Source organism: Sphingomonas sp. GW821-FHT10C01 (genome assembly GCF_059415525.1).
Genome location: NZ_JBWKNK010000003.1, coordinates 43,996 through 64,870, shown reverse-complemented (window position 1 = coordinate 64,870; position 20,875 = coordinate 43,996). Strand labels below are relative to the sequence as shown.

15 protein-coding genes are annotated in these 20,875 nt (G+C 65.1%); 3 read left to right on the top strand and 12 right to left on the bottom strand.

Annotation, left to right across the window (positions count from 1 at the left end; genetic code table 11):
* Positions 1 to 8: 8 nt before the first annotated feature.
* From AC07M1_RS14300 to AC07M1_RS14290, 3 genes are read right to left on the bottom strand one after another with little or no spacing between them, the layout of a single operon-like run.
* The gene (locus tag AC07M1_RS14300; protein WP_495163297.1) at positions 9 to 515 is read right to left on the bottom strand and encodes a hypothetical protein; all 507 of its coding nucleotides are present in this window, start codon (positions 513 to 515) and stop codon (positions 9 to 11) included.
* A gap of 1 nt (position 516) precedes the next feature.
* Positions 517 to 1,458, bottom strand: coding sequence for a TIR domain-containing protein (locus AC07M1_RS14295; RefSeq protein WP_495163296.1), 942 nt, complete (start codon positions 1,456 to 1,458; stop codon positions 517 to 519).
* A gap of 6 nt (positions 1,459 to 1,464) precedes the next feature.
* Positions 1,465 to 2,178: a helix-turn-helix transcriptional regulator gene (locus tag AC07M1_RS14290; protein WP_495163295.1), complete on the bottom strand. Its 714-nt coding sequence runs from the start codon at positions 2,176 to 2,178 to the stop codon at positions 1,465 to 1,467.
* Between the two features lie 288 nt (positions 2,179 to 2,466).
* On the opposite strand from AC07M1_RS14290, the gene AC07M1_RS14285 reads away from it, so the two are divergent.
* From AC07M1_RS14285 to AC07M1_RS14275, 3 genes are all read left to right on the top strand, one after another.
* Positions 2,467 to 3,753 carry a DUF5623 domain-containing protein gene (locus tag AC07M1_RS14285; protein WP_495163294.1) on the top strand — a complete coding sequence of 429 codons (1,287 nt, stop codon included), beginning with the start codon at positions 2,467 to 2,469 and terminating at the stop codon, positions 3,751 to 3,753.
* Between the two features lie 192 nt (positions 3,754 to 3,945).
* Positions 3,946 to 4,809, top strand: coding sequence for a hypothetical protein (locus AC07M1_RS14280; protein ID WP_495163293.1), 864 nt, complete (start codon positions 3,946 to 3,948; stop codon positions 4,807 to 4,809).
* Between the two features lie 91 nt (positions 4,810 to 4,900).
* Complete coding sequence (locus AC07M1_RS14275) at positions 4,901 to 5,749, top strand: hypothetical protein (RefSeq protein WP_495163292.1); 849 nt, start codon at positions 4,901 to 4,903, stop codon at positions 5,747 to 5,749.
* A 16-nt stretch (positions 5,750 to 5,765) separates the two neighbouring features.
* On the opposite strand, the gene AC07M1_RS14270 is transcribed toward AC07M1_RS14275, so the two are convergent.
* The 9 genes from AC07M1_RS14270 to AC07M1_RS14230 all read right to left on the bottom strand — a co-directional run bounded on the left by AC07M1_RS14270 (position 5,766) and on the right by AC07M1_RS14230 (position 20,858).
* Positions 5,766 to 9,437, bottom strand: a complete 3,672-nt coding sequence (locus AC07M1_RS14270) for a DEAD/DEAH box helicase (RefSeq protein WP_495163291.1) — start codon at positions 9,435 to 9,437, stop codon at positions 5,766 to 5,768.
* Entirely contained in the window at positions 9,424 to 10,377 is a 954-nt protein-coding gene (locus AC07M1_RS14265) for an aminotransferase (protein WP_495163290.1), read from the bottom strand. The genes AC07M1_RS14270 and AC07M1_RS14265 overlap by 14 nt, the downstream gene beginning before the upstream one ends.
* A gap of 267 nt (positions 10,378 to 10,644) precedes the next feature.
* Complete coding sequence (locus AC07M1_RS14260; protein WP_495163289.1) at positions 10,645 to 12,537, bottom strand: ATP-dependent nuclease; 1,893 nt, start codon at positions 12,535 to 12,537, stop codon at positions 10,645 to 10,647.
* 706 nt (positions 12,538 to 13,243) lie between these two features.
* Positions 13,244 to 13,738 carry a Csu type fimbrial protein gene (locus AC07M1_RS14255; protein ID WP_495163288.1) on the bottom strand — a complete coding sequence of 165 codons (495 nt, stop codon included), beginning with the start codon at positions 13,736 to 13,738 and terminating at the stop codon, positions 13,244 to 13,246.
* 83 nt (positions 13,739 to 13,821) lie between these two features.
* Positions 13,822 to 14,364: a Csu type fimbrial protein gene (locus AC07M1_RS14250; RefSeq protein WP_495163287.1), complete on the bottom strand. Its 543-nt coding sequence runs from the start codon at positions 14,362 to 14,364 to the stop codon at positions 13,822 to 13,824.
* A 20-nt stretch (positions 14,365 to 14,384) separates the two neighbouring features.
* Positions 14,385 to 15,314: a Csu type fimbrial protein gene (locus tag AC07M1_RS14245; RefSeq protein WP_495163286.1), complete on the bottom strand. Its 930-nt coding sequence runs from the start codon at positions 15,312 to 15,314 to the stop codon at positions 14,385 to 14,387.
* 161 nt (positions 15,315 to 15,475) lie between these two features.
* The gene (locus AC07M1_RS14240) at positions 15,476 to 17,881 is read right to left on the bottom strand and encodes a fimbria/pilus outer membrane usher protein (protein WP_495163285.1); all 2,406 of its coding nucleotides are present in this window, start codon (positions 17,879 to 17,881) and stop codon (positions 15,476 to 15,478) included.
* Positions 17,882 to 17,904: 23 nt separating this feature from the next.
* Positions 17,905 to 18,660: a fimbrial biogenesis chaperone gene (locus tag AC07M1_RS14235; protein WP_495163284.1), complete on the bottom strand. Its 756-nt coding sequence runs from the start codon at positions 18,658 to 18,660 to the stop codon at positions 17,905 to 17,907.
* A 449-nt stretch (positions 18,661 to 19,109) separates the two neighbouring features.
* Positions 19,110 to 20,858: an N-acyl-D-amino-acid deacylase family protein gene (locus AC07M1_RS14230; protein ID WP_495163283.1), complete on the bottom strand. Its 1,749-nt coding sequence runs from the start codon at positions 20,856 to 20,858 to the stop codon at positions 19,110 to 19,112.
* Positions 20,859 to 20,875: the final 17 nt, after the last annotated feature.

The window sequence follows — 20,875 nt, the reverse complement described above, 5'->3', positions numbered from 1 at the left end:
ACGGTCTTTCAGCCGCCTGGCATAACCGGCCGCTTCGGCAGATCCTTCGATATGGGGTTCGGGATGCCGGTCGCCTGCTCCCGCGCGGCGAGGAACGCCTCCTGGAAAGTCGTCGTGATGCGGCTTGCCATCTGCCACGCGTTGAAGAGACGCTGGTGCGACTCCTCCAGGTCCGCGATCATCGCGTCCCGGCCCTCCGCGGTGGCGATCGCATAGTTGTGCCGTTCGAAGAAGCCGTGATTGAGCCGGTTCCGGCAGTGCAGCGCCGTGGCGAAAAGGTCGGTGAGATCCTCGTCGAACAGGAAAGATTCGCGCAACTTGGCTAGCAGTCCGCCCAGCGTCTTGCGGTTGATGTCGAGCAGCAGCCGCATGGCCGCATCGCCGTCAGGCTCGGCGTGCCAGCCCGCCTCGAGCCCGCGCAAGCACAGGATCAGCGTGCCGAGTTCGGTCTCGAAGAGCTGCGCCGCCTCGGCGGTGACGCCGAACTTCGCGTAGAGCTCGTTCCGCGTGGCCACCTTAGGCCTGCCACCAAGTCGCGGACACGGGCACGTCGGCGGCGTGCAGCTCGGTCACCAGCCGCCGCTGCCACCCATCCTGATCGTCCAGCGGGACGTAGACGACGCCGTCGTAATCGGACGGGCGCTCGACGCCCGGCGAGACGAGCGCGCACACCCGCTCGACACCGAGCTGACCGATGAAGAAGCCCATCTCGAAAAGCACGTTCTGGCGCGGGCGGCGGACCGCGACCGGCGCGGCCTCGCCAGCCGGGACGAGTTCGGGCCGGAGATGACCGAGGTCATCGCCGGTCAAAAGGATGACGGCGAAGGCCGCACCGTCGGCCTCCTCGCGGAACTTGGTGAGGATCGACCGTCCGCGGTTCGGCCGTTCCGACAGGATGACCACATCGACGCCTACCCGGCGCTCGAGGAACCGTGCGACCGCATGCTTGGCCGCCTCGTCCCGACCGTGCACCAAAAACACCTTCGCCGGCGTAACGTCGACTGCCGGGGCCACCGGCTCGCGTTCAACGCGGGGCGCCTCGGCGGCGACCGCGCCGATGAGGCCATGCTCGCGAAGGATGGCGAACAAGTCGCCGTCCTTCACGGCCCAATGCGTCCGGCTGAACTCGAAATCCGCCAGCTGCAGGTCCCAGCGGAGTTCCTGGATCGCCTCATCGGTCAGCGGGGGTATGAAATCGTCGAACTCGAAGATGACGCGGATGTCGCTGCCGCGCTGCTGGATGCGGCGGATGTGCCCGATGCGAGGGACGCCGTCCGCCGACTGCTCATACATGAACAGGGTCGGGAGCTTCGCCAGTTCCTCCAGCACCGCGGGGGTCAGCGCCAGCAGCGCCGCCCGGATGTCCTCGGCGGTGTGCTCGAGCACCCGGCTGCGGTCCCAGACGTAGGCCCCTTCCTCCCAGGCGTTGTCGCCTGCAGTGATCATCACGTTGAACATGCCGCCTCAATCCCCCCCATCGGTCGACGCAGCGGCATCCCCGGTTCGCTCCGGGAAGACCACACCATCGCGCGGCGCCTCGTATTCGCCGAGGCTGTCCATCACGAAAGCGCGCGAGATGCCTGATGCGTCCCGGGCGACGCGTAGCGCGATCCTGGTCTCGGTCCACTGCGCCATCAGGATCGCCAAGCCGCCACCACCGTCGTCGTCCACGTCGTAGCACTGGACGTCGAAGCTGGCGCCGCCGACCAGGAATCCGCGCGCGGCTAGGCCGTCGAGCAGCGTTTTCGCCTCAAGTTCCCGGACGAGCTGATCGACGGGGCGCAGGGCGCCCTCGATCGCAGCCACCGCCTCGCAATGCTCCTGGAACAGCTGGATCGAGCGGGCGTCGTCGATGCTGTCCAGTTCGCAGAACCCGAAGTCGATGTTGCGACCGCGGCGGAGCAAACCGATCACCCCACGGCCAGACGTGATCCGATCGAGCGGCACGTGAGGCTGGTCGGAACCCCACCCGGCCGAGCCAAGCTCGGACGCGGGCACGCCGAGGGCCGCGGCCAGCGAGGCGAGCGACGCCGCGGCGATCGTGCGCCCCGCCTCGGCTCGCTGCACGGTCGCTATGCCGACACCCGCCGACGCGGCTAGATCCTCCTGTGTCATTGCCCGGGATGCGCGAAGCGCCCTGATGTTCTCGCCGACGTCCATGTTGTCGATAGCAATCATACCGGTCCTCCCATGTCGATGGGATTCCACGCGGAGCCCACATCAGGCCACCCCAGAGAGACATCACCATCCGTGGCGGGTTGTGAAGGGCGGCTCGGACAGTGGCCGTGCTTCGCACTTCCCTGGCATGCCCCTTTCCTGTAAGATGCGCGGGCGCTCTCAGGTAGGAGCCAGCCGCCTGCCAGGAGCGAAGCTGCAAGCAGCACTGCCGACGATACGGAATGAACTTGTCTCTCGGGCTCGAGGGGCGGTTGGCGGGCGACGCTTCGACACGGGCTGGAGAATGGCATGTCGGACAACACCGTTCGGCCGTCGACGATCGACGGCATCAAGAGCCTCGCCAAGAACTTCAAGCGCGAGCAGGGAATCAAGCACGCCGAGGCGTTGGACCGGGCCGCCGTCGCTGCCGGCTTCGCGAACTTCGTGCATGCCAACCGCGCGATCGCGGATCGCCCGCGCCACGATATCTGGATCACGGCGCGCTGGTTCGATCGCAGGACCAAGGAGCGGGGACAGGAAACGCTCAGGATCGGGCTCGGCGCGACCTACGCGGAATTGCTGACACCCGCCCAGGCGCGGTGCGACCGATACCTGGGCAACGTGCGCGCGGAGGTGCCCGACCACCTTGTGCTTATGTCGATGTCGGAGAACGCCGAACTCGCGCGCCGGCGGGTCTGCGAGGTGGCCCGCACGTTGCAGTTCATCGAGGCGACGGGTCTCAAGCCTTCGGATTCGAAACGCACATACCCGGACGGCCGCATCGACTACCGCGTCCCCGGACAGGACCACAGCGCCGTCTGGTGGGATCCGCTGAACCGCCGGCACGTCCGCACCGACGAGCCCTACGTCGACCACGATGAGCCCGTGAACGCCGAGCGCATCGCCTGGGCGGAGCGTCACGGCTGGGAGATCGTAAAGCCGCGGTGGGGCGGCATCTACTGGCCGGACCACGGTTGCTCGATCTTCCTCATGGCCGACCGGGGGAAGGGGCCGACCGTCGCGGATCTGGCGGCGGCGCTGGACAAGTCGCCGCGCCCGGTGACCGCCACGCGTTGGGCAGGAACGTCGGGCGAATACTACGCCGCGGTGGATACGCCGGGGACGCGCGCCGCCGAGGATGCGAAGCGTGACGCCAAGCCGAGGGAGCGACGCCCAGCGCGCAAGCGGGCGTCGGTCCCCTACAACATGACCTTCGTAGGCCGGCGGCTGCGACCCGACGCGCGGATGCCGATCGACGCGCATCAGGAAGTCGGTGCGCTGCTTCAGTCGGTGATCTCCGATGCCCGCAAGCGCGACGGCGCGCGGAACCGCGTAGACCGGATCCGCAGCGACCTCGACGAATGGGTCATGCGCGAATACGACACGACCGAACTCGACCACGAGACGTTCTCGAACCTCTACTACAATACCAAGGGCGAACGCCCCGTGCCGACGGCGGATCGCGGCGTCATGGTGTCGCGGCTCGAACGTGTGAAGACGATCCTCGTTCGGCACTATCCGGACTGCCCGCCCCTTGACGAGGTCATGGGTCAGGCCGACCGGGCGATCCACTCGCTGCGCAGCTGGAGCCCCTGACGGTTGACACGGCCGGCGGCGCGATCGCAGCTTGCGCGTCGCCGTGGTCGATGCCATCCTACCTGTGGCTGATCCGGCCACGCCGTCCACGTTGGCGAAGCCCGAGGGCAGGAGATCATCGCCACCGACGGACCTTCCAGGGTGCGCGCGGGCCTAGTGGACACGCCTCGAAAAGCACCGCGGAGTGGTTCGATGCGGATTACATTAAAAGGCACCGACCGGCCTAAGGCCGCCGCCAAGCTCATCGTCCGGGCCGCCAGCGGGGTCAGGTTGAACGAGGCGCAAGATGCGATCGCCAAGGCGACAGGTCACCGCGACTGGCACGACCTCGCGCGCGTGACGACGGAAGCGAACGGACTGGTCCACGACGAAGCGGCGATCGCATGCGTCATCGCCATCGCCGATGAGCTCGGCGTCGGGACCGGCGCCATTCAATACGCCCTGACGAAGTCGCGGGTCCTGACGGGCATGACGCTAGCGCGTTCGCTGGAGATCCAGGCTCGCATTTGGCGCGCACGACTGTTCGGCGCGGGCGGACGTGGGCGCGCTGGCACCGTCGTGCGCGTGCGGTCGCCGGGCGAGGACCAGCCGGGCTACTTGCTTCGGCCCGGCCGTGCGACCTACGTCATGCTGGACCGCGGCATCGGCATGCGCGCGGATTTCGAAGTCACGACGCCCCGGTCGGCCCTGCCCGATTTCGTCCCGAGCCGGCTCTGGCTGCCCTACGGGTTCTGGACGCTGGCCGACGGGTCGATCGTCACGTTCTCGCGCGACTACATGCCGATGTGGCGCTCGGCGAACGACGGAACCGAGCGGATGGACCCCTGGCTCCGAATTGAGGGCATCAAGTCCGAAGCCCACTTCTCGTTGCAGGCGGGCAGCATTGACTGGGCGGGTGGCAGGGCGCGGGAGCTGGCACTCGCCCATCTCGAGGTCCATCGCATCAGCTGCCTGCCGCGTCTCGTCGACGTGATGGGCGAGATGCTGGACCCGTCGGTCGAGACGGTCGACGACGCCGTGGCTCGACTTCGGGGAACCTCGGCGGAGGCGGCGTGAGACATGATCGAAGCTGAGGTGGCGGCCTTCCCGGGCACCGGCGTTACTGCCATGCTCGGGGGGGCGAATGAAAGAGAAAACGGAGAGCATGATGGCGTCCACCGCCGGTCCAACTTTCACCTTCGACCCGGCGGAGGGCATGTCGCCGTTCCTGCGCCCCGTCTACTTCGACCGACACGTGCTGGTGAAATATCTCTACGACCCGCGCATCGCGGTGGACTTCGCCAGCGAAACCTACGGAACCGTCTTCGGCGACGACTGGCAGATATCCTTCGGGCTCAACGCGAAGCGCTCAGTCGTCGCGTGGCTAGGCGATCTCGAGGACCTTCCCGTCGTCGAGCAGCACCACTGGGCGGGGTCCAACGTCCCGTCGGATCACGACGTGCGGTCCGAGTTTTACGATGCGCAGATCAAAGCAGTTTTCACCGAGCCACCGGTAGGGGTGCGCGCGCTCAACTCGCTGACCAGATGGAACGACGCCTTCGCCGCGAAGCACGGATCCAAGCTCTACCGCGGTCGCGACCTCGACGAGCGGCTCGAGGATGTCCGGCGCTACCGGTCGCTCATCATCAACCGCGAGGACGACTTTGTCCGTTACGTCAGCGAGCTCAACGAGATCATCAACGAGGACGTGGACAACAAGGCGGTGCGGGCTTTCCTTGCGACGACATCGATCACGGTGCCGCCGGACACGAAGGGAAACAAGCTGCTCGGGTTGGTCTACAAGGATTTCCTCGGCGATACCGCAAACGCGATCGCGCCGTTCTTCTATCTATACGACCTGCGGCTCTGGGCCGACCATGCAATGGGCGACAAGAAGCTGCTCGACGTCGCCGCGAAGCTCGGGGTCGGCGATCCGCGCGACTGCGAAGCGATGATGACCGCGCTCCTGACGGCGTTGGAAGCGAGCGCAACCGACCTGAAAAAGCGGTTCGGATGAACCACTGCGGCGGAGCTCAGAAGGTCCGCGTAACCCGCACGCCGAACTGATCATTCGCGATTACATAGTCGTGCCCGGATGGTCGCGCGGCGCCGGCGCCCGGGATCGCCTGCCCGGTCCCAACCTCGAAACCAGCGGGATCTATCCAAGTCACGGTGCCGTCGCGAATGATCGGGCGAACGGCATACGAGGCGCGAGAACCGGTCACCCTCGTCAGACCCGCGGCCACCGTCGTCGGCACCGCCGGCGGGACGATCCCCCGCGGCCGCGCCTCCATCCAGGCAAGGAAGAGCTGCGGATCTATCCGCTCCTCGGCCGTGGGGACCAACGTGCGGCTCGCGAGCCAGGTCTCGTATTCAGCACGCAGCACGGTCGCGGCCTCGCGCGTCCCGGCCAACCCCTGCGCCATGGCGAACGCGACGAACGGATCGAGCGTGCCCCAGCGCAGCAGCTCGCGGAACCAGAAACCGATCCACGGCAGCTTCGTGGTCTCGCGCCATTCCGTCAGGTTGGGGACTTCGGCCTCGCCGGCGTTGGCGTTCCATGCCTCCGCGACCGCCGCGCCGACAGAGACGCCGAGCCTGAACTCCAGGTTGTTGGCCACGAAGCCCTGCCAGCGGCGGAGCTCGCCGGTCGCCGGCGGCGACGCACCGTCACGCTGCACCCACCATCCAGCGACATCCAGCCACCGGTCGATCAGCGCCTGCTCGGTCGCTCCACGCGCCGTGAAGCCGAAGCCCCTACCGTCCCGCATGAGTTCGCCCAGCCGCTCGACGAGCGCGAACCGATCCGCGTTGCCCCATGTACCGTAGTCGGCTGCACCACGAAGTGCTTCCAGGATGGCGGGCGACACCTGCTGGAACTGCCGCCCGACGTAGGGCGTGAAGCCGATCTGGTAGAGCGCGCGTCGCTGGACGGGATCGGGATACAGCCGTGCGGCTAGCGCTTCGCCGCGCTTCACGAAGGCTGCCTCTAGCCATTCCTCCGCGACGCCGGCGTATCGGGTGAAGGACCGGCTCCAGATGTCGCGTATCGCCGCTTCGACGTCCGCCGGCGCTCCAGACAGGCGTTCCATCTCCTCGATCGCCGACAGGATGAAGCCGTCGAGTTCGTCGAGACTGTCGCCCAGCATGTCCAGGGTCTGCGTCGATCCGACGCCGAGGTTGTCGCCGACCGATTCCGGCAGGGATGCTTCGAGGAACGCGTGCAGGTCGGCGACCGTGCGCAGCCCCAGCACGTCGCGCGCCTTCTGCCAGATCGAGCGTAGTAGCGTCTGGAGCGGTGTGCTGACGGTGGCGTCGGCGCGGGACTCGGCCGCGATCGCGTCGAGGAGCCGGTTCAGGTTGCGAACGAACCCGTCGCGCTGATTGCGCTGTGTCGCCTGCTCGGCCGGTGCCGTCGACGAGTTGGTCATCGGCAGGCAGACGAGCGTCATGCCCTCCATCGACTCTGCCGCGCCCGGCCGGCCAGCGCGTCCCGCTAGATTGCGGAATTCCGCCGTGGGCAGGATGTCGGTCACCGGCTGGCCCGTCGGCCGTATGTCCACGGTCCGCTCCAGGCTAGGCAGGATGATGAGGTCGAACGGAAGGTTCACCCCCTCGGTCAAGGTCGCGGTCGCCACCGTCACCGGACAGACGCGTTTCTCGATCAACTCGACCATCAAGCGCCGCAGACGCTGCGGCATCTGGCCATGGCTCGTCGCGATGCCGCGGTCGAGCAGAGCGACCTCGGACGAAGCCGGACCGCAATAGTCGACGCAGGCTGCGCGCGCGTCGGCGAAAAGCTGCACGCCATCCGCCGGCGGCGCGAATGGCGGCAGGGCGTCCCAACCCTTGAGCGTGAACGCCTCGGCATAGCGCTTCATCACGCGGTCGGGCGCCTGCGTGACCGAGATGAGGATGCGACGACCACCGGGGACGAGGTTCAGGGCTGTCCACAGCGCATGGTTCTGCACGTAGTGGGGGAGGCTGTTGCGTATGGCCGACAGTGGTTCGGGCATCGGGGGAAGGCTGAGGTTGAGGAAAACAGGATCCTCGCGGCCGCGAACGTAAAGCGGCTGGCCGTTGTTTAGCTCAAGCGTGATGCGCGCCGACTGGCCCGGGCGCGATTCGAGCACGCCGACAAGCTGACGGCTGCTGCGGTAGCCGAGGCCCACGGGCTTGGCCGCATCGTCGCCCTCGATCCACCGCGCAACCGGCGGTGCCGCTCCGCCCGCGACGGCGGTCAGCGCCACGCGGGCAATGCCTGGCTTGAGCGCAAGAAGGCGGGTGACCAGGCCTTCGAGCCGCATCGCACGATCGGAGTGGGCGGCGAGATCGCGCATGGTGCGGGGGGAGCCGTCGACGACCACCTGGTGCGCCTCGTCGATGATCAGCAATTCGAGGCGCCGGACCAGAAGGTGCCCGACATAGCGGATGAGAGCCTCGGCTTTCTCCACCGTGGCGATCAGCACGGTCGAGGTGTCAGCCGTCAGCCAGTAATCGGTGATGCCCCAATCTGTGCCGCCGTAGAGTCCGGTGACGATGATCTCGCTGCGGAATTCGGCGCTCAGCTTGGCCTCGACCTCGCCCGCCAACGCGCGTGACGGGACGATATAGAGCGCGAGCGGCGATGGCTTGCCGTCCGCCGGTGCGGTCAGAAGCAGCTCCTTCACCAGAGCGAGGTTGGCGACCAGCGTCTTGCCCGATCCCGTCGGGGTGCAGAGCGCGAACGACCTGCCGGCCGCGAGACGGGCGAGGCCGCTGACCTGGGACGGCCACAGCACGCCACGACCCCGGGCGAACTGCTCGCGGGCAAACCGGTGCAGCTTCGCAGCCGCATCCGGGCTGGGCGCCGCAAGCGGCGCGGCGCGACGGTGCAGGCTATCCCGCGCGAAACGGGCAGCGGAAGCGCGGACCAGCTTGAGCATGATCCAAGCCTCGTCGCCGACGATGCGCGTCGCGACATCCGCCAATGCCGCCAGCTTCTGCAATGCCGTCTCGGTCCTGATCAGCTCGCCGCGCCGCAGCCCGTCCGCGAGGAGACCGACAGACCGCACCGTCTCGACGGCGACATACCAGGCGACCCGGCTCGTCCGGCTTTCCGGCGGCGCGTCGCCATCTTCGTCCGCCTCCAGTGCAACGGACGGCATCGGTTGTGGCGGCTCATCGTCGGTATCAGCGAGAAGCCCTTCCGATCCGTCCGGCCCCGTCAGATCCCCATGCCTAGCCCAGAACGCGGCGGTGAGCTCCATCACGGAGTCGAAGTCGCAACCGAGGAACGCACCCAGGATAGCGCCCACGCCATCGAGCTTCACCCGCTTCAGGATCCCGCCGGCCATCGCCGGCAGACCCGCGAGCTGATACGCGCCAGCGGCGAGCACCTCAGCGGGAACGTCGTGCGTGACGTCGTCTCCCGCGCGGGCCAGCCATTCCAGGATCTCGCCCGCGCGGCGGTAGCAGGACGCCGCCGCCGCGCCGTCCGGGCCATCACCCTCCTCGAAGATCGTCGCTGCGTGCAGCAGCCTACGCGCATCGGTGAAAAGCTCGACCGATTGTCTGACCGACCAGTCGAGGGACGTGACCCGCCAGCTGCTCTGGATCGACCGCACGAAAAGGCGCGCCTGCTGCGCGGTCAGCGCGTTTTCCGTAGCATGGACCGCGAGGAAGGCCTCGGCCAGCGCGCGGCGTTCCGCCTCAAGCTCCGCCATGCTTCACCCACAGGCTGGTGTATATCCGCTTGATCAGGTCTTCGCCGCCTTCGAGGACGATCTCCACGATCTGCAGCGGACGCGTCGCCTTGTAGTCGGCGGGCGCGGCCGCCGTCGGCAGCAAGGTCGCCCCGTTCGGGCGCGTCGGTGACCGGTTGCCCGCGACCAGGACGAGGTCGGTGCGGGGCAGGCTCGACTTCCCGAGCAGCGCCTCGTCCAGCGAAAGGATGGTCCGGGCGAAGGTGTCCCGATCCTTTATCGCGAGCAGGTCGCACATCTGCTGGAGACCCTTCGGCACCGGGAGCGCGGTGTTGATGTCGTTCCAGACGCCGTTGTCCTTGTAGACCCGTGCTGCGCCCTTGCCCGTGCCATCGCCCTTCATGATCGTGTCCATCGTCGAAGCCGTGAGGTCGGCGCGCCATTTCGCCTCGCCGGCGATGAAGGCAGTCACTGTGCCGTCGGCGGCCATCTCGAGCCCGATGAAGTCGTTTCCTGGCCGCCCGTGCACCTCCCGCTTCTTCGTGGGATCGCGCGCGAGGTCGAAGATGTAGTCCTCGACCGCGCCATGGCCGCGAAAAAGGAAGATCGGGATCCGCCACGACTTGGTGCCCACCATTGGGTAGGCCTCGGCGATCATGCCCGCCATCACCTCGCCGAACAGACCGCGGATAGTCTTGGGCGGCAGGCAGTTCGGATAGGTGGCGTCGGCACCCATCTCGCCCGCCTCAGGATGGAGCGAGATCCGGACAGCCTTGTGGAAGTGTTCGCGCGCATCGGCATGAGCCGATTCGAAATAGGGGCGAAGTGCATCAACTATGCCGTCCTGAAACGGCGCTGTTGACTGTTCCAACAGCAGGTGGCCGTAGGTGCCTGAGCCCCCGGTCGCGTCGGTGAAGAAGGACTTGAGTTCGGTGAGCGGCGGTTTCTCGGTATGTAGCACAGGGTGAGGATGCCCCGCGCCCCGCGACTAAGGCAACTAAGATTTGAACCATTATCGTTTCGGGTGGGAATTCTGCCTTTTATGCGCAGCCTTTGTGCTGCCGCCTGTGGCAACGACACAAGCTGGTTTTAGACACCTACACCTCACCAATTGCCTGGCGGCTTCCCGATCATCGCGCCCAGAAGCGGTCTGACCGCAAACGGCCCAGATTTCGTCGTTCGGAGTTAATAGCAGCTATGCGTCCTCATCACAGTCGTTTAGCTTGGTTCAGCGCGATCCCGACAGCCCTGGCAGTTTCTCCGCCACATAGTCATTGGCGTTGTCCCCCTTCCCGACTTCGAAGGGGAAGGTATCGCGTTTGAAGATGGGCGAGGCTAGCCCGACCTGGATCCTGGGGCTGGGATTTTCGAACTGGGAGGTGTTGGACAGGCTAAAGATCCCGGCGACGGGGCCGACTGCATCCCTGGCGATTGCGTTCAGCTTCTCGTCGGTGGTGTCCTTGTCCATCGTGAGGAAGGATGCCGTCAGCATCGCGCCCAGTTTGGGGCGCAAGAGTAGGTCCTCGTCTACGAGCTGTTTGGGCGCGATATGCTCGAGTGCCGCGACGATATCGGCATAGTCCTCGCGCAGCTGCGCCGGGGCTCTGGTCTCGAAGCTTGCGGCCTCGTTCGCCGCCAGGTCGGGCTTCCCATTGTCGGCCGCGGTGGAGGCGTAATAATTCTCGATCGCGCCGTGCCTGAGGAAGAAGCAACCCAGCTCGCCTAGAGCCGAGAGCAGGTGCTCGAACTGAGTTTGGAGTGCCTTTGCGGATGCCGCAGCCGTGCCTGTAAAGCTGGCGGGGTCGGTGAGAATACGGGCGAGCGTCACGCGGCCCTTGGTGTTCGCCTTGCTGCCCTTGCTCGACCAGTCGGGATAGGTTTGGGCTGCGGCGTCCACCGCTGTCTGGTGCTTGACCATGAACTGGCTTAGCTGGTTGCGTAGGTCTTTATCGAGATCGACGACACTGGCACGACCCCGCCGGTTCGCGATTTCATTTGCGCCCTGCAGCTGGGAGAAATGGTTCACCAACTTGTTATCGTCGGCCAAGGCATCGAGATCCGCGAGGACGGCAACCTGCTTGTTCATAAGGCTGAAGAGCTTGGCCGCTTCAATGAACTCACCCTTGCCGGTGACGGGTAGGACCTGGACGTTGCGGGCGAGCAGGCGAAGGTCCAAGCGCCTGGCGAGCTGCGTCGAGACAATCTCATCGCTGGGACCTTCGACTAACAGAGCGCGTTCGCCAAAGATCGCGTCACGGTGCGTGCTGCTGAGCCTAGCGACGAGTGCCGCGAGCTTGGAGCTTTTGAGGGTGTCGTCGTTTTCCGCGACTTGGACGGGCGCCTTCTTGACGGAATTGAAGAAGATGAGCTTTGGCAGGTCGGCGATGCGATGTAGCGGCAGGAGCGATGCTGAGTGCGTCGCCAGCACAATGAGCTTCTTCTCAGGATCTGCCGGATCGCCGGCGACGCGTTCCATCTCCTCCAGCAGAAAGGCCTGATGCTGGGGATGAAGCGAGATTTCGGGCTCGTCGATGATAAGAGCGCCGATCTCGTTATTGTGGATTGCCGATAGCAAGCCGACGAGCTGGAGGATGCCGCTCGCCTCATAGTTCGCGGGATAGCTTTCATCACCGGAGGTAGGAGAGAGACGTACATTAAGGCCGCTCTGCGACCAAGAAAGATGCACGCTTCGGTCGAAGAGCTGCTGCAGTCGCGCTTCGATCTTAAGTTTGAGATCGGCGCGACTATCGAGGGTTAGCAGATGCGCAGTCAGGCTTTCGATGGTCCACCACCGAGCAAGATAGTTTTGTTGACCTACGGCTGCATCGCCGTCCAGCATTGAGCCCGGCCCATTTACGCTCGCGCGAAAGTGCTCAAAGGGGCTGCTGCGTCCGGCGGCGAGGTAGTGGACCTTTCTCCCATGGATTGCGATGTAATTTGTGCCCTCTAGGGCGCCTTTGATCGCGCGGAGGGCGCGGGTCTTGCCGGTGCCGTTAGGGCCAACCAGGGTGGTGATGCCTGGCCGGACCTGGATGACGCCTTCGCCGCGCTGGCCGTCCAGGAGGAGGGTTTTGACACCCAAGGGCCAAGTCTGCCCGACCTGCTTTTCTTCCGTATCCACCTTCTGCCCCCCACAATTGATCTTGCCGGCTGCTAATCGAGCATGGCGTGAGAATTATGCAAGGCCGTCGCTAAAGCACGGGGCCAAATGGCCGACGGCCAAAGGCGGACCATCAACTGCCAGCCCATTTCCAGCCGTTCAGGTAGTCGAGTTTGACATGTCGGCTTTCACCGCCCGGCGCCTGAAAGCGGGCAGGCCGCAAGCGGCCCAATGTACGGCGTTGCGCAATGATTTGGAGGTCAGTGAGTTTGCCAGATCTTCTCTACCTTTGTGGTCCAGCTCTATCCTCAGCGATGGGTCGCGGCAGCAGTGCCTCGAGAGTGAAGTCGGGTTCAAATAGACCGGATTGTATGTCAATTCACTTAGTAATCATCTCGGCAGCGATGGACGGATGCGAACGCGTGCGCTATATATAGGACGCCGTTTGAAGTTTTTGCGGAAATGGAAATGGAACTCGAACCGAATTGAGCCATGTTTTTTGTGGGGCTTTTTCGGGTAATCAATCAGTTTTTGTATTGGTTTAGATTTTTATTATCAAAATCATATTATTAATTGACGAGTTCTCTTCTGACCATTTTCCCGGTCCGTTGACGTCCATCACCGTCACGTAAGTGGCCGGGCGAATATTCCATCAGATATCGTGTGCGGCGGATTCCGCGGGTTGTGACGGAAGCGCGACGGGCCTCCGCCACAGTGGACGCTGTGCCTAATAGGATACGGTGACCGTGAGCGTGTCGCTGTAGGTGCCGGGGCGCGGCAATGTCTGGCCTGACGGAATGCGTCCGAAAACGGTAACGGACTGGGCAACGCCGTTGCCGGTGCCGCTGGCGGCGCCGCTGCCTGGGGTGCCCGCGACCGTCGGGAACGGCACGGATCGGCCGCCGTCGGTGAAGATATTATAGTTCAAGGTGTCGGCCTGCGATGCATGCTTCATCCGCTTTTGAGCGCCTGAGGCGTTAATGCCGTCGTCCGTATGCAGAACCCAGGCGGTCGTGGCCGTGCAGATGAGGGTGACCGCACCCTGATTGTCGATATTGGCGGCTGACTGATCGACGGAGCCGAACGCGAGCGTCGATGTCGATGTGATGTTGCAGGATGACAGCACCTCTGCTGTTACGTCGAGCGATCCGGTGTCCTGAGCGAATGAAGGCGTGGCCGATGCTACAAGGGCGACTACGCCAATTACAGTCATCTTATTCATTTCTTCCATCCTATCCAGAAATCAATTTACGCACGACTCCATGTATTGATCTTGCGACTCGAATTTTGACGTAAACGTGTGAATCAATAGGTAACGGTGATCAGGACGGTGTCGGAATAATTGCCCAATACCGTGGGCACGGTGGTTCCGGCGGCGACCCTTCCGTAGACGGTGAGATTCTGATTGGCGCCCGATCCGGTGCCGTTGACTCCGCCGCTGCCGCCCGTGGTCGATGTCCCGCCGGTCGCATCCCAAATCGCCGCGTACGCGTTGGTCTTGTAGAGCTGGTAGGGAAGCCGGCCCGCCCCGTTCGCCATCTGGCGATTGCCGCTGCCGGGCGCGACGCGGTTGGCGCCGTCGCCGATATAGACGGTGTAGCTGGCGCCCGAGCTGCAGATAACCGTGATCGTACCCTGAGCGGTCACGTCGGTGGCGACCGTGCCGATGCCGCTGATCGTCCCGAAGGCGATCGTCGGCGCCGCGACGAGATCGCAGGTGGCGGTGACGGTCGCGGTGACCGTGCCGTTTCCGGTTACCGTGTCGGCGCGGGCCGGTTGCGCCAGGAACGTGCAGGCAAGGGTCACCAGCACCAACCTGGTCCCATTTCGTCTGATCGTGTCGAACATGCCCATTCTCCAGTTGATCGTCAGTAGGTCACGGTGATCACCACCGTGTCGGTGTAAGTGCCCGGTGCGGGCAGCGTGGTTCCCGCGGGGATCGAGGCGTAGACCGTCTTGTTTTGCGGGGCGCCGGTGCCGGTATCCGAAACGCCCCCGCTGCCGCCGATGGCGGCGGTGCCGCCGGTTGCATCCCACACCTGGGTGCGCCCCGAATCCTTGAAGAGCTGATAGGGCAGCCGGGCGGCGCCCAGCGCCATTTGCCGGTTGCCGGATCCCGGGGAGACGCGGTTCTGTCCGTCACCGATATAGATGGTGTAGGGCGTGTTGCACTCGACGGTCACGGTGCCTTGCGCATCGATCCGGGCCGGGGTCGGACCGATGCTGGTGACGTTGTTGAAATTGATCGCGGGCGTCGCATTGAGCGCGCACATTTTGGGAATGACGTAGTTGGCGGTGTAATTGCCAAAGGCCTGCGCCCCGGTCAGCGCCCCGAACAGCCCACATAGGCCCAGGATCGTCGTGGCCGTCTTGGCTTCATAGATGGTGAAGCTGTTGGTGTAGGTGCCCGCCGCCTTTCCACTGGCGGATCCGGCAGGGACGACGCTGGTGATCGTCGTCGATGTCGATGAGGGGCCTAGCGCGATCAGGGCGCCATAGGGGCCGTACATGGCACCGGCATTGTCCATGTCGGTAATGGTCACGCTGTGCACCGGAATGGCCGCATCCAGGCGCATGGTGACGGTGTTCGCCCCATTGGCGGCGCTGCGGGTATAGGTGGCGCCGACGCAGACATTCTTGCCGTCGAGCGCGCCGGTGCAATTGATCACGAACGGGAAATCGATCCGCGCCTCGTTGCCGAGATTGGCGACCGTGTAGGTATAGGTTCGGTTCTGTGAAGCGCCCGAGGTGTTGGTGCAGGCGGCTTGCGCGGGCGTGGAGACCAGCAGCAGCGGCACGGCCACAACGGATGCGGACAGCGCGTTCGCGCCAAGGCCGAGGACCGATAACAGCCCGGCCAGCCGGCGCGCCAGAGATCGCGGCCGTCTACCCGTCGCCCACCGCCGCCTTGTCCCCGGCCGAACGCCGTAAGCAAGGAGGGGGAAATGCCTGCGCGACGCTATTGGCATATCACGGGTCCAATCTTGGTTTGGGGTGTCCCACTGTCCTGATAGGTAAAGCTGGCCTGGCATCGGCCGGCGAGGCCGCGGTCGACCGACAATCGATTGTCGGGCTTCAGGTCGTGCAGATAGACTTCGCCGTCATAGCCGATCACGGCGCTCTCGCCGCCTTCGATCATGGCGACATACCCCGCCTGGATCGGCTGCCCTGAACTGTCGTGAAGCACGATCAGGGCGCTGTGGACGCGACGCGTCTTGAAATCGACGATCGCGCCCTGGCGATAGCCGGCCACCGCGATCCGCTCCGTTGCCTCAGGTTCCCAGCCGTCGGTCATCGTCGCCGGATCGATGAAGATCTGCTGCGGATAATTGGGCAGCACATCGGGCAGCAGGGCACGACCGGCACCATTCGTCCTTCCCATCCGAACGCCGCCCTGAAGCACTTCCGTTCCCGGGCCGGCATTCTTGACGATGACGAAACTCTCGCCGATGCGATTGGCCAAGAAGACGCCGCCGCCCGCCGCGACGACCGAGCCCTCCACTTCAAGGCTGGCCAGCCAGTCGCCACCGACCTGAGTGACGCGTGCGCGTACCAAGGCCTCAGGCGCGCGATAGCTGACATAGGCGCGTCGCGAATCCTCGCCATCCACGACAATCCGGTTGGAAACGCCCCACCCGACATCGCCCTGACGCTGACCGGTCAGGCTCTCCAGCTGCATGTCGAGGGCGGAGTGCCCCCTGTCGCGCTCCGCGCTTGCGGTTGCCATGGTCGATTTGCCGATGCGGATGTTCAGCATCGCGAACGCACCATAGCTGTCGCCACGATCCAGATCGGAATAGGCGCTGACATAGGCGGTGACGCGGCCTGAAATCGGTCGGGAAAGCGACATGTTGGCTAGCCGCTGTCCGTGATCGCGGTCTTGGATCTCGTTATAGTTGAGCGAAACGGATGCGCCGCCCAGCACCGGTCCGAAAGACAGGCCCGCGCGGTTGATGGTTGTCGCCCGCGCCGATGCCGATACCGGATCGTCCGATCCGGCGACGCGGCGGCGTTGCCGCTCTCGCGCCGTCGCCACGCGGGCGAGGTCGAAATAGTCGCCGAAGCTGCGTTCCGTGCCGGCGAAGAGGATCAGCTGACCGATGCGCCCTTCCGCCTTGACGGCCAGGCGGGTGCCGTCATGGCCCTTGTACTGACTGCCGGAGGCGGAAACGGTCAGCACGCCGACGCCGCCCAGGCCCTGGACGATGCCGACCCCACCATTGACGAGGCCGTCGACGGCGCCCTCGACGTGCCCCTCGACCGTGGTCGTTTCCGTCAGGCCGTAGCGAAGCGACCCCGATCCGGAAAAGTTGCCGTCGTAGTTAAACGAGGCGAAGCCGAAATCCCGCCGCGGGAAACCCGCCTCGAGCGAATATTCAAGCAGTCCGGCACGGAGCTGGGAGGCGGTATAGTAATAGTCGCGCACGATCTCGACCTGACGTCCGTTCAGGTCGGTCGTCACAAGGCGGACCTTCCCGCCCGAGACCTGCGGGAGGGACTGGATGTCGAACGGACCGGACGGAACCGCTCCAGAGAATATCCGCTGCTGGTCGATATAGAGATCGAGGGTAGATGGCAGCGCGGCCGACCCCGCGAACCGCGGCAGCGGCGTTGTGACGATATCGGGGCGCTGCTCGAAAGCGCTGGCGATCTGAAATCCGCCCAGTCGCACGCTGTTCGACCAGGGCAGCGCATTCGAAGCGAAGTCACCGATCGTATAGGAACGGACGGACTCGGGGTCGATCAGGCGCCAGCGGCTGTCCAGCCGCACGAGTCCCTTGCCGTCCCAGCGACTGTCGCTGTTGAAGTTGAAGTCGCTCGTAACGGCGCTGCCGCCGATCATGGCGATCAGGCCCGTCGTACCGGCGATGGCGGTCCTTTCGCGCGTTTGAGTCGCGTAGATGGAATAGTTGACGATCACGCCCGGGGTCGGATGGATTTGGGTGGCATCGAACACCCGTCGGCCGGTGCCGAGTTCGATCCGGTATGGATCGAGCGCCTGATCGCCGATGGTCAGCGAGATCGTCTGGCCGGGCTCGTCATAGACGAAACCGAGATTGGGAATCGCCGAAAGGGCGACGAGATCCTCCTTCACAACCCGCGGATCGACCTGAACGCGCAACGCGCGCAGCTCGCTGGCCCGCGCGAGCAAGCGGTTGTCCGGTAATTTCAGCACCGTCAGCAAGACGCCGGTCGGCGCGCTGTTGACCATCACGGCAAGCAAGAGCGTTTCCCACCCTGCTCGCTCCGCGTCGCTTGTCGAAACGGCTGGCCGCTCCGTGTCCAGGCTGGCGGCAACCGCGCTGCCGGGCAACATCGCCGCCTGGATGCCGGCAAGGACAAGAAATGGCGTGGAGCGGCGCACCTCTGGGGCGCTTCCCGTTCTCTTCAGCGCCTGCCGACAATGATGGCGGCCTTCACATCCAGCTCATCATTCTTGGCGGCAAGGTTGATGCGGTCGCCATCGCGTAGCGGCGCTCGCGCGCCCGCCGCGTCGATCTGGGTGGTGAAGGTCCGGGTCCCTCCGCCAAGAACATAGCCGTTAAGCCCTCCGCCAAAGCTGAGCGCGCGGCCCGCGGCTGTCTGAAGCGTCAGATCGGCGATCTTCGCATGGCGCTTGCCCTGGTTCCGGGCCTGGGCATGGATGCCTGTTTCATCCTGCCATACGGTCCATTTGAGGTCGGCCATGGCCTTGGTATCGCAAACGAAGACCGGCAGGGAGTTGCGCAGCACCATTTTGATGCCCTGGCCCAGCGTGCGGGGGTCGTCGGGCTGCGGCAGCTCGTCGATCAGCAGCCGATAGGCCAGTTCGCCGTTCACCGGGGTGGTGACCGCCCGGGCGATGCGGATGGTGTAGGAGGCGCCGGCGGGTACGGTAATGGCCGGCGGACTGACGATCATGTCGGTGGTCTTGTCGAGCTGTTCGCGGCCATCCTCGCCCTCGGACCATTCGTAGATGCGCAGCTGAAGATTGACCGGCCGCTCATCGGTATTGACGATGGTCATGGCCCCGGCCCGCTCGGTCGCGGTGAGGTGGATGCCGATCGGTGAAATTCTAAGCTTGGCCGCCCAGGCGGGGGAAACGGATGCCAGGGAAGCGAAGCATGCCGCCAGGGCCAGCGATATCCGCGATGATCCGGTCATTGTCACCACTCCTCAACGAGGAAGGCGGTTCCAGTCAAAGTCCAGAACCACCGACAACGGAGGAATGCGATGCAGGATCACGGATGTCGGCAATACCGCGCCGCGCATCCACACTGAGCACTATGATAATGGTCCCGAAGCACATCCCTCACTTATGCACCGCCCGCCTATTTACCGGTACGCAACACACGCGACGTCGGTTACCCGGAATGGATATCCAAATTGGGTAAATAAACATTTAGGTTTATGGCTGGTTCTTTGAAATCAATGCTTCAGGAATGGAGGTATTGGTGACTTCAGCGTGAGCGCTGGATCGGTGTTCATCCAGGCCGCGTTCTTGGGGTCGTGACCGCGCATCGGACGGCCCGATGTCGACCGACCTGGCTCGACTCGTGAGCATCATCGTTCCCGGACGCGAACGGGGCGGAATATCTTCGCCGGTCAGACGCCTATTTGCACGCCCCGCCGCCGGGCCATCCGGTCCAGCCGGGTCCCCGCACCACCTGTCCCGGGCGCGCCTTGGTCGCTTCACCCCCGCGCAGCGCCGCGGTCCCGTTGACGAACACGTCGCGCACTCCGGTGGCGAGCGCCCAGGGATTCTCCACCGTCGCCCGGTCGCCGATCGTTTTGGGATCGAACACCACCACATCGGCATAATAGCCTGGCTTGAGCGAGCCGCGCTCGCGTAGCGCCAGGTTGGCGGCGGGCAGTGCGCTCATCCGTCGAACCGCCTCGGTCAGCGAAAGCCGCCCTTCGTCGCGGCTGTACTTGCCCAGCACGCGCGCGAAGGTGCCATAGGCGCGCGGATGCGGCCGTGACTTGAGGAACGCACCCTCCGGCGCCTGCGCCCCGGCGTCGGAGCCGAAACTCATCCATGGCAAGGAGGTCGCCCGCGCGACATTCTTCTCGTTCATCAGGCGATAGAGCGTGCCGACGCGGCTGCCGTCCTCGATCACCAGGTCGATGATCGTGTCCTCAGGACTGGTGCCGCGCATCGCCGCGATCTCGGCGATGGTCTTGCCCGCCAGTGGCTTCAATTTCTCGTTCTTGAAGCCGGCCGCAATCATCCCCCCGGCGCCATCGGCGGCGCGGTACATATTCTCCCAGCCGACGCCCGGCGCCTTCATCTCGGCGATCACGCGCGCGCGAATCTCGGGCTTGCGCAGCTGCTCGATCCACGCCTCCAGCCCGCCCGACTGGACCCAGGTCGGCATCGCGGCATCCAACCCGGTGCCGGCGATGTCATAGGGATACATGTCGGCGGTGATCTTCAGCCCCTCGCGCCGCGCCGCCTCGACCCGCGCGATCGCCGCGTCGATTTTGTGCCAGTTATCGCGACCGGCCTGTTTGAAGTGATAGATTTCCGCGCGTGCACCGGTCGCGCGGGCGATTTCGACCAGCTCGTCGATCGCTTCGAGCAGCCGGTCGCCCTCGGATCGCATATGGCTGATATAGCCGCCGTCGCAGCGTGCGGCCTCGTCGACCAGCGCGATCAGCTCGGGCGTTTCGGCATAGCTGGCGGGGGCGTAGATCAGCGACGATCCGACGCCCAGCGCGCCCTGCCGCATCTCGGCCGCGACCAGCGCGCGCATCCGGGCCAGCTGGCCGGCATCGGGATCGACATCGCCTTCGCCCAGCACGTTGGTGCGCACCGTCGCCGCGCCGACGTACGAGGCGACGTTCTGCGACACGCCATGCTTCGCCAGCCAGTCGAGATATTCGCCCAGGCTGGTCCATTCGACCGCGAACCGCAGGTCGCTCTGGCGGCGGACCATGTCCGCCTTCATCGCCGGGTTGAGCGGCCCCATGCTCTCGCCCTCGCCGAACACCTGCAAGGTCACGCCCTGCTTGAGCTCGCTCAGGCCCCGGCCGTCGGCGATCAGCGATTCGATGCCCCAGCTCAGCATGTTGATGAAGCCCGGCGCGACCGCCATGCCGGTGGCGTCGATCACCGTCTTCGCCTTGCCCGGCGCCTTGGGTCCGACATAGACGATGCGCTCGCCCCGGATCGCGACGTCGCCCTTCACGCCTGGCTTGCCGCTGCCGTCATAGATGGTGCCGCCGCGCAGCACGATATCGTAAGCCGGCGCCGACTGGCGGGGTGCGCTTGCCGTCGGCGCCGGCGCGGGGGTGGCGGTGACCGGAACGCCGGCCAGCACGGCCAGTGAGACAAGTGCCAGTCCGACATGTTTCCGCATCACCATCACTCCCCGAT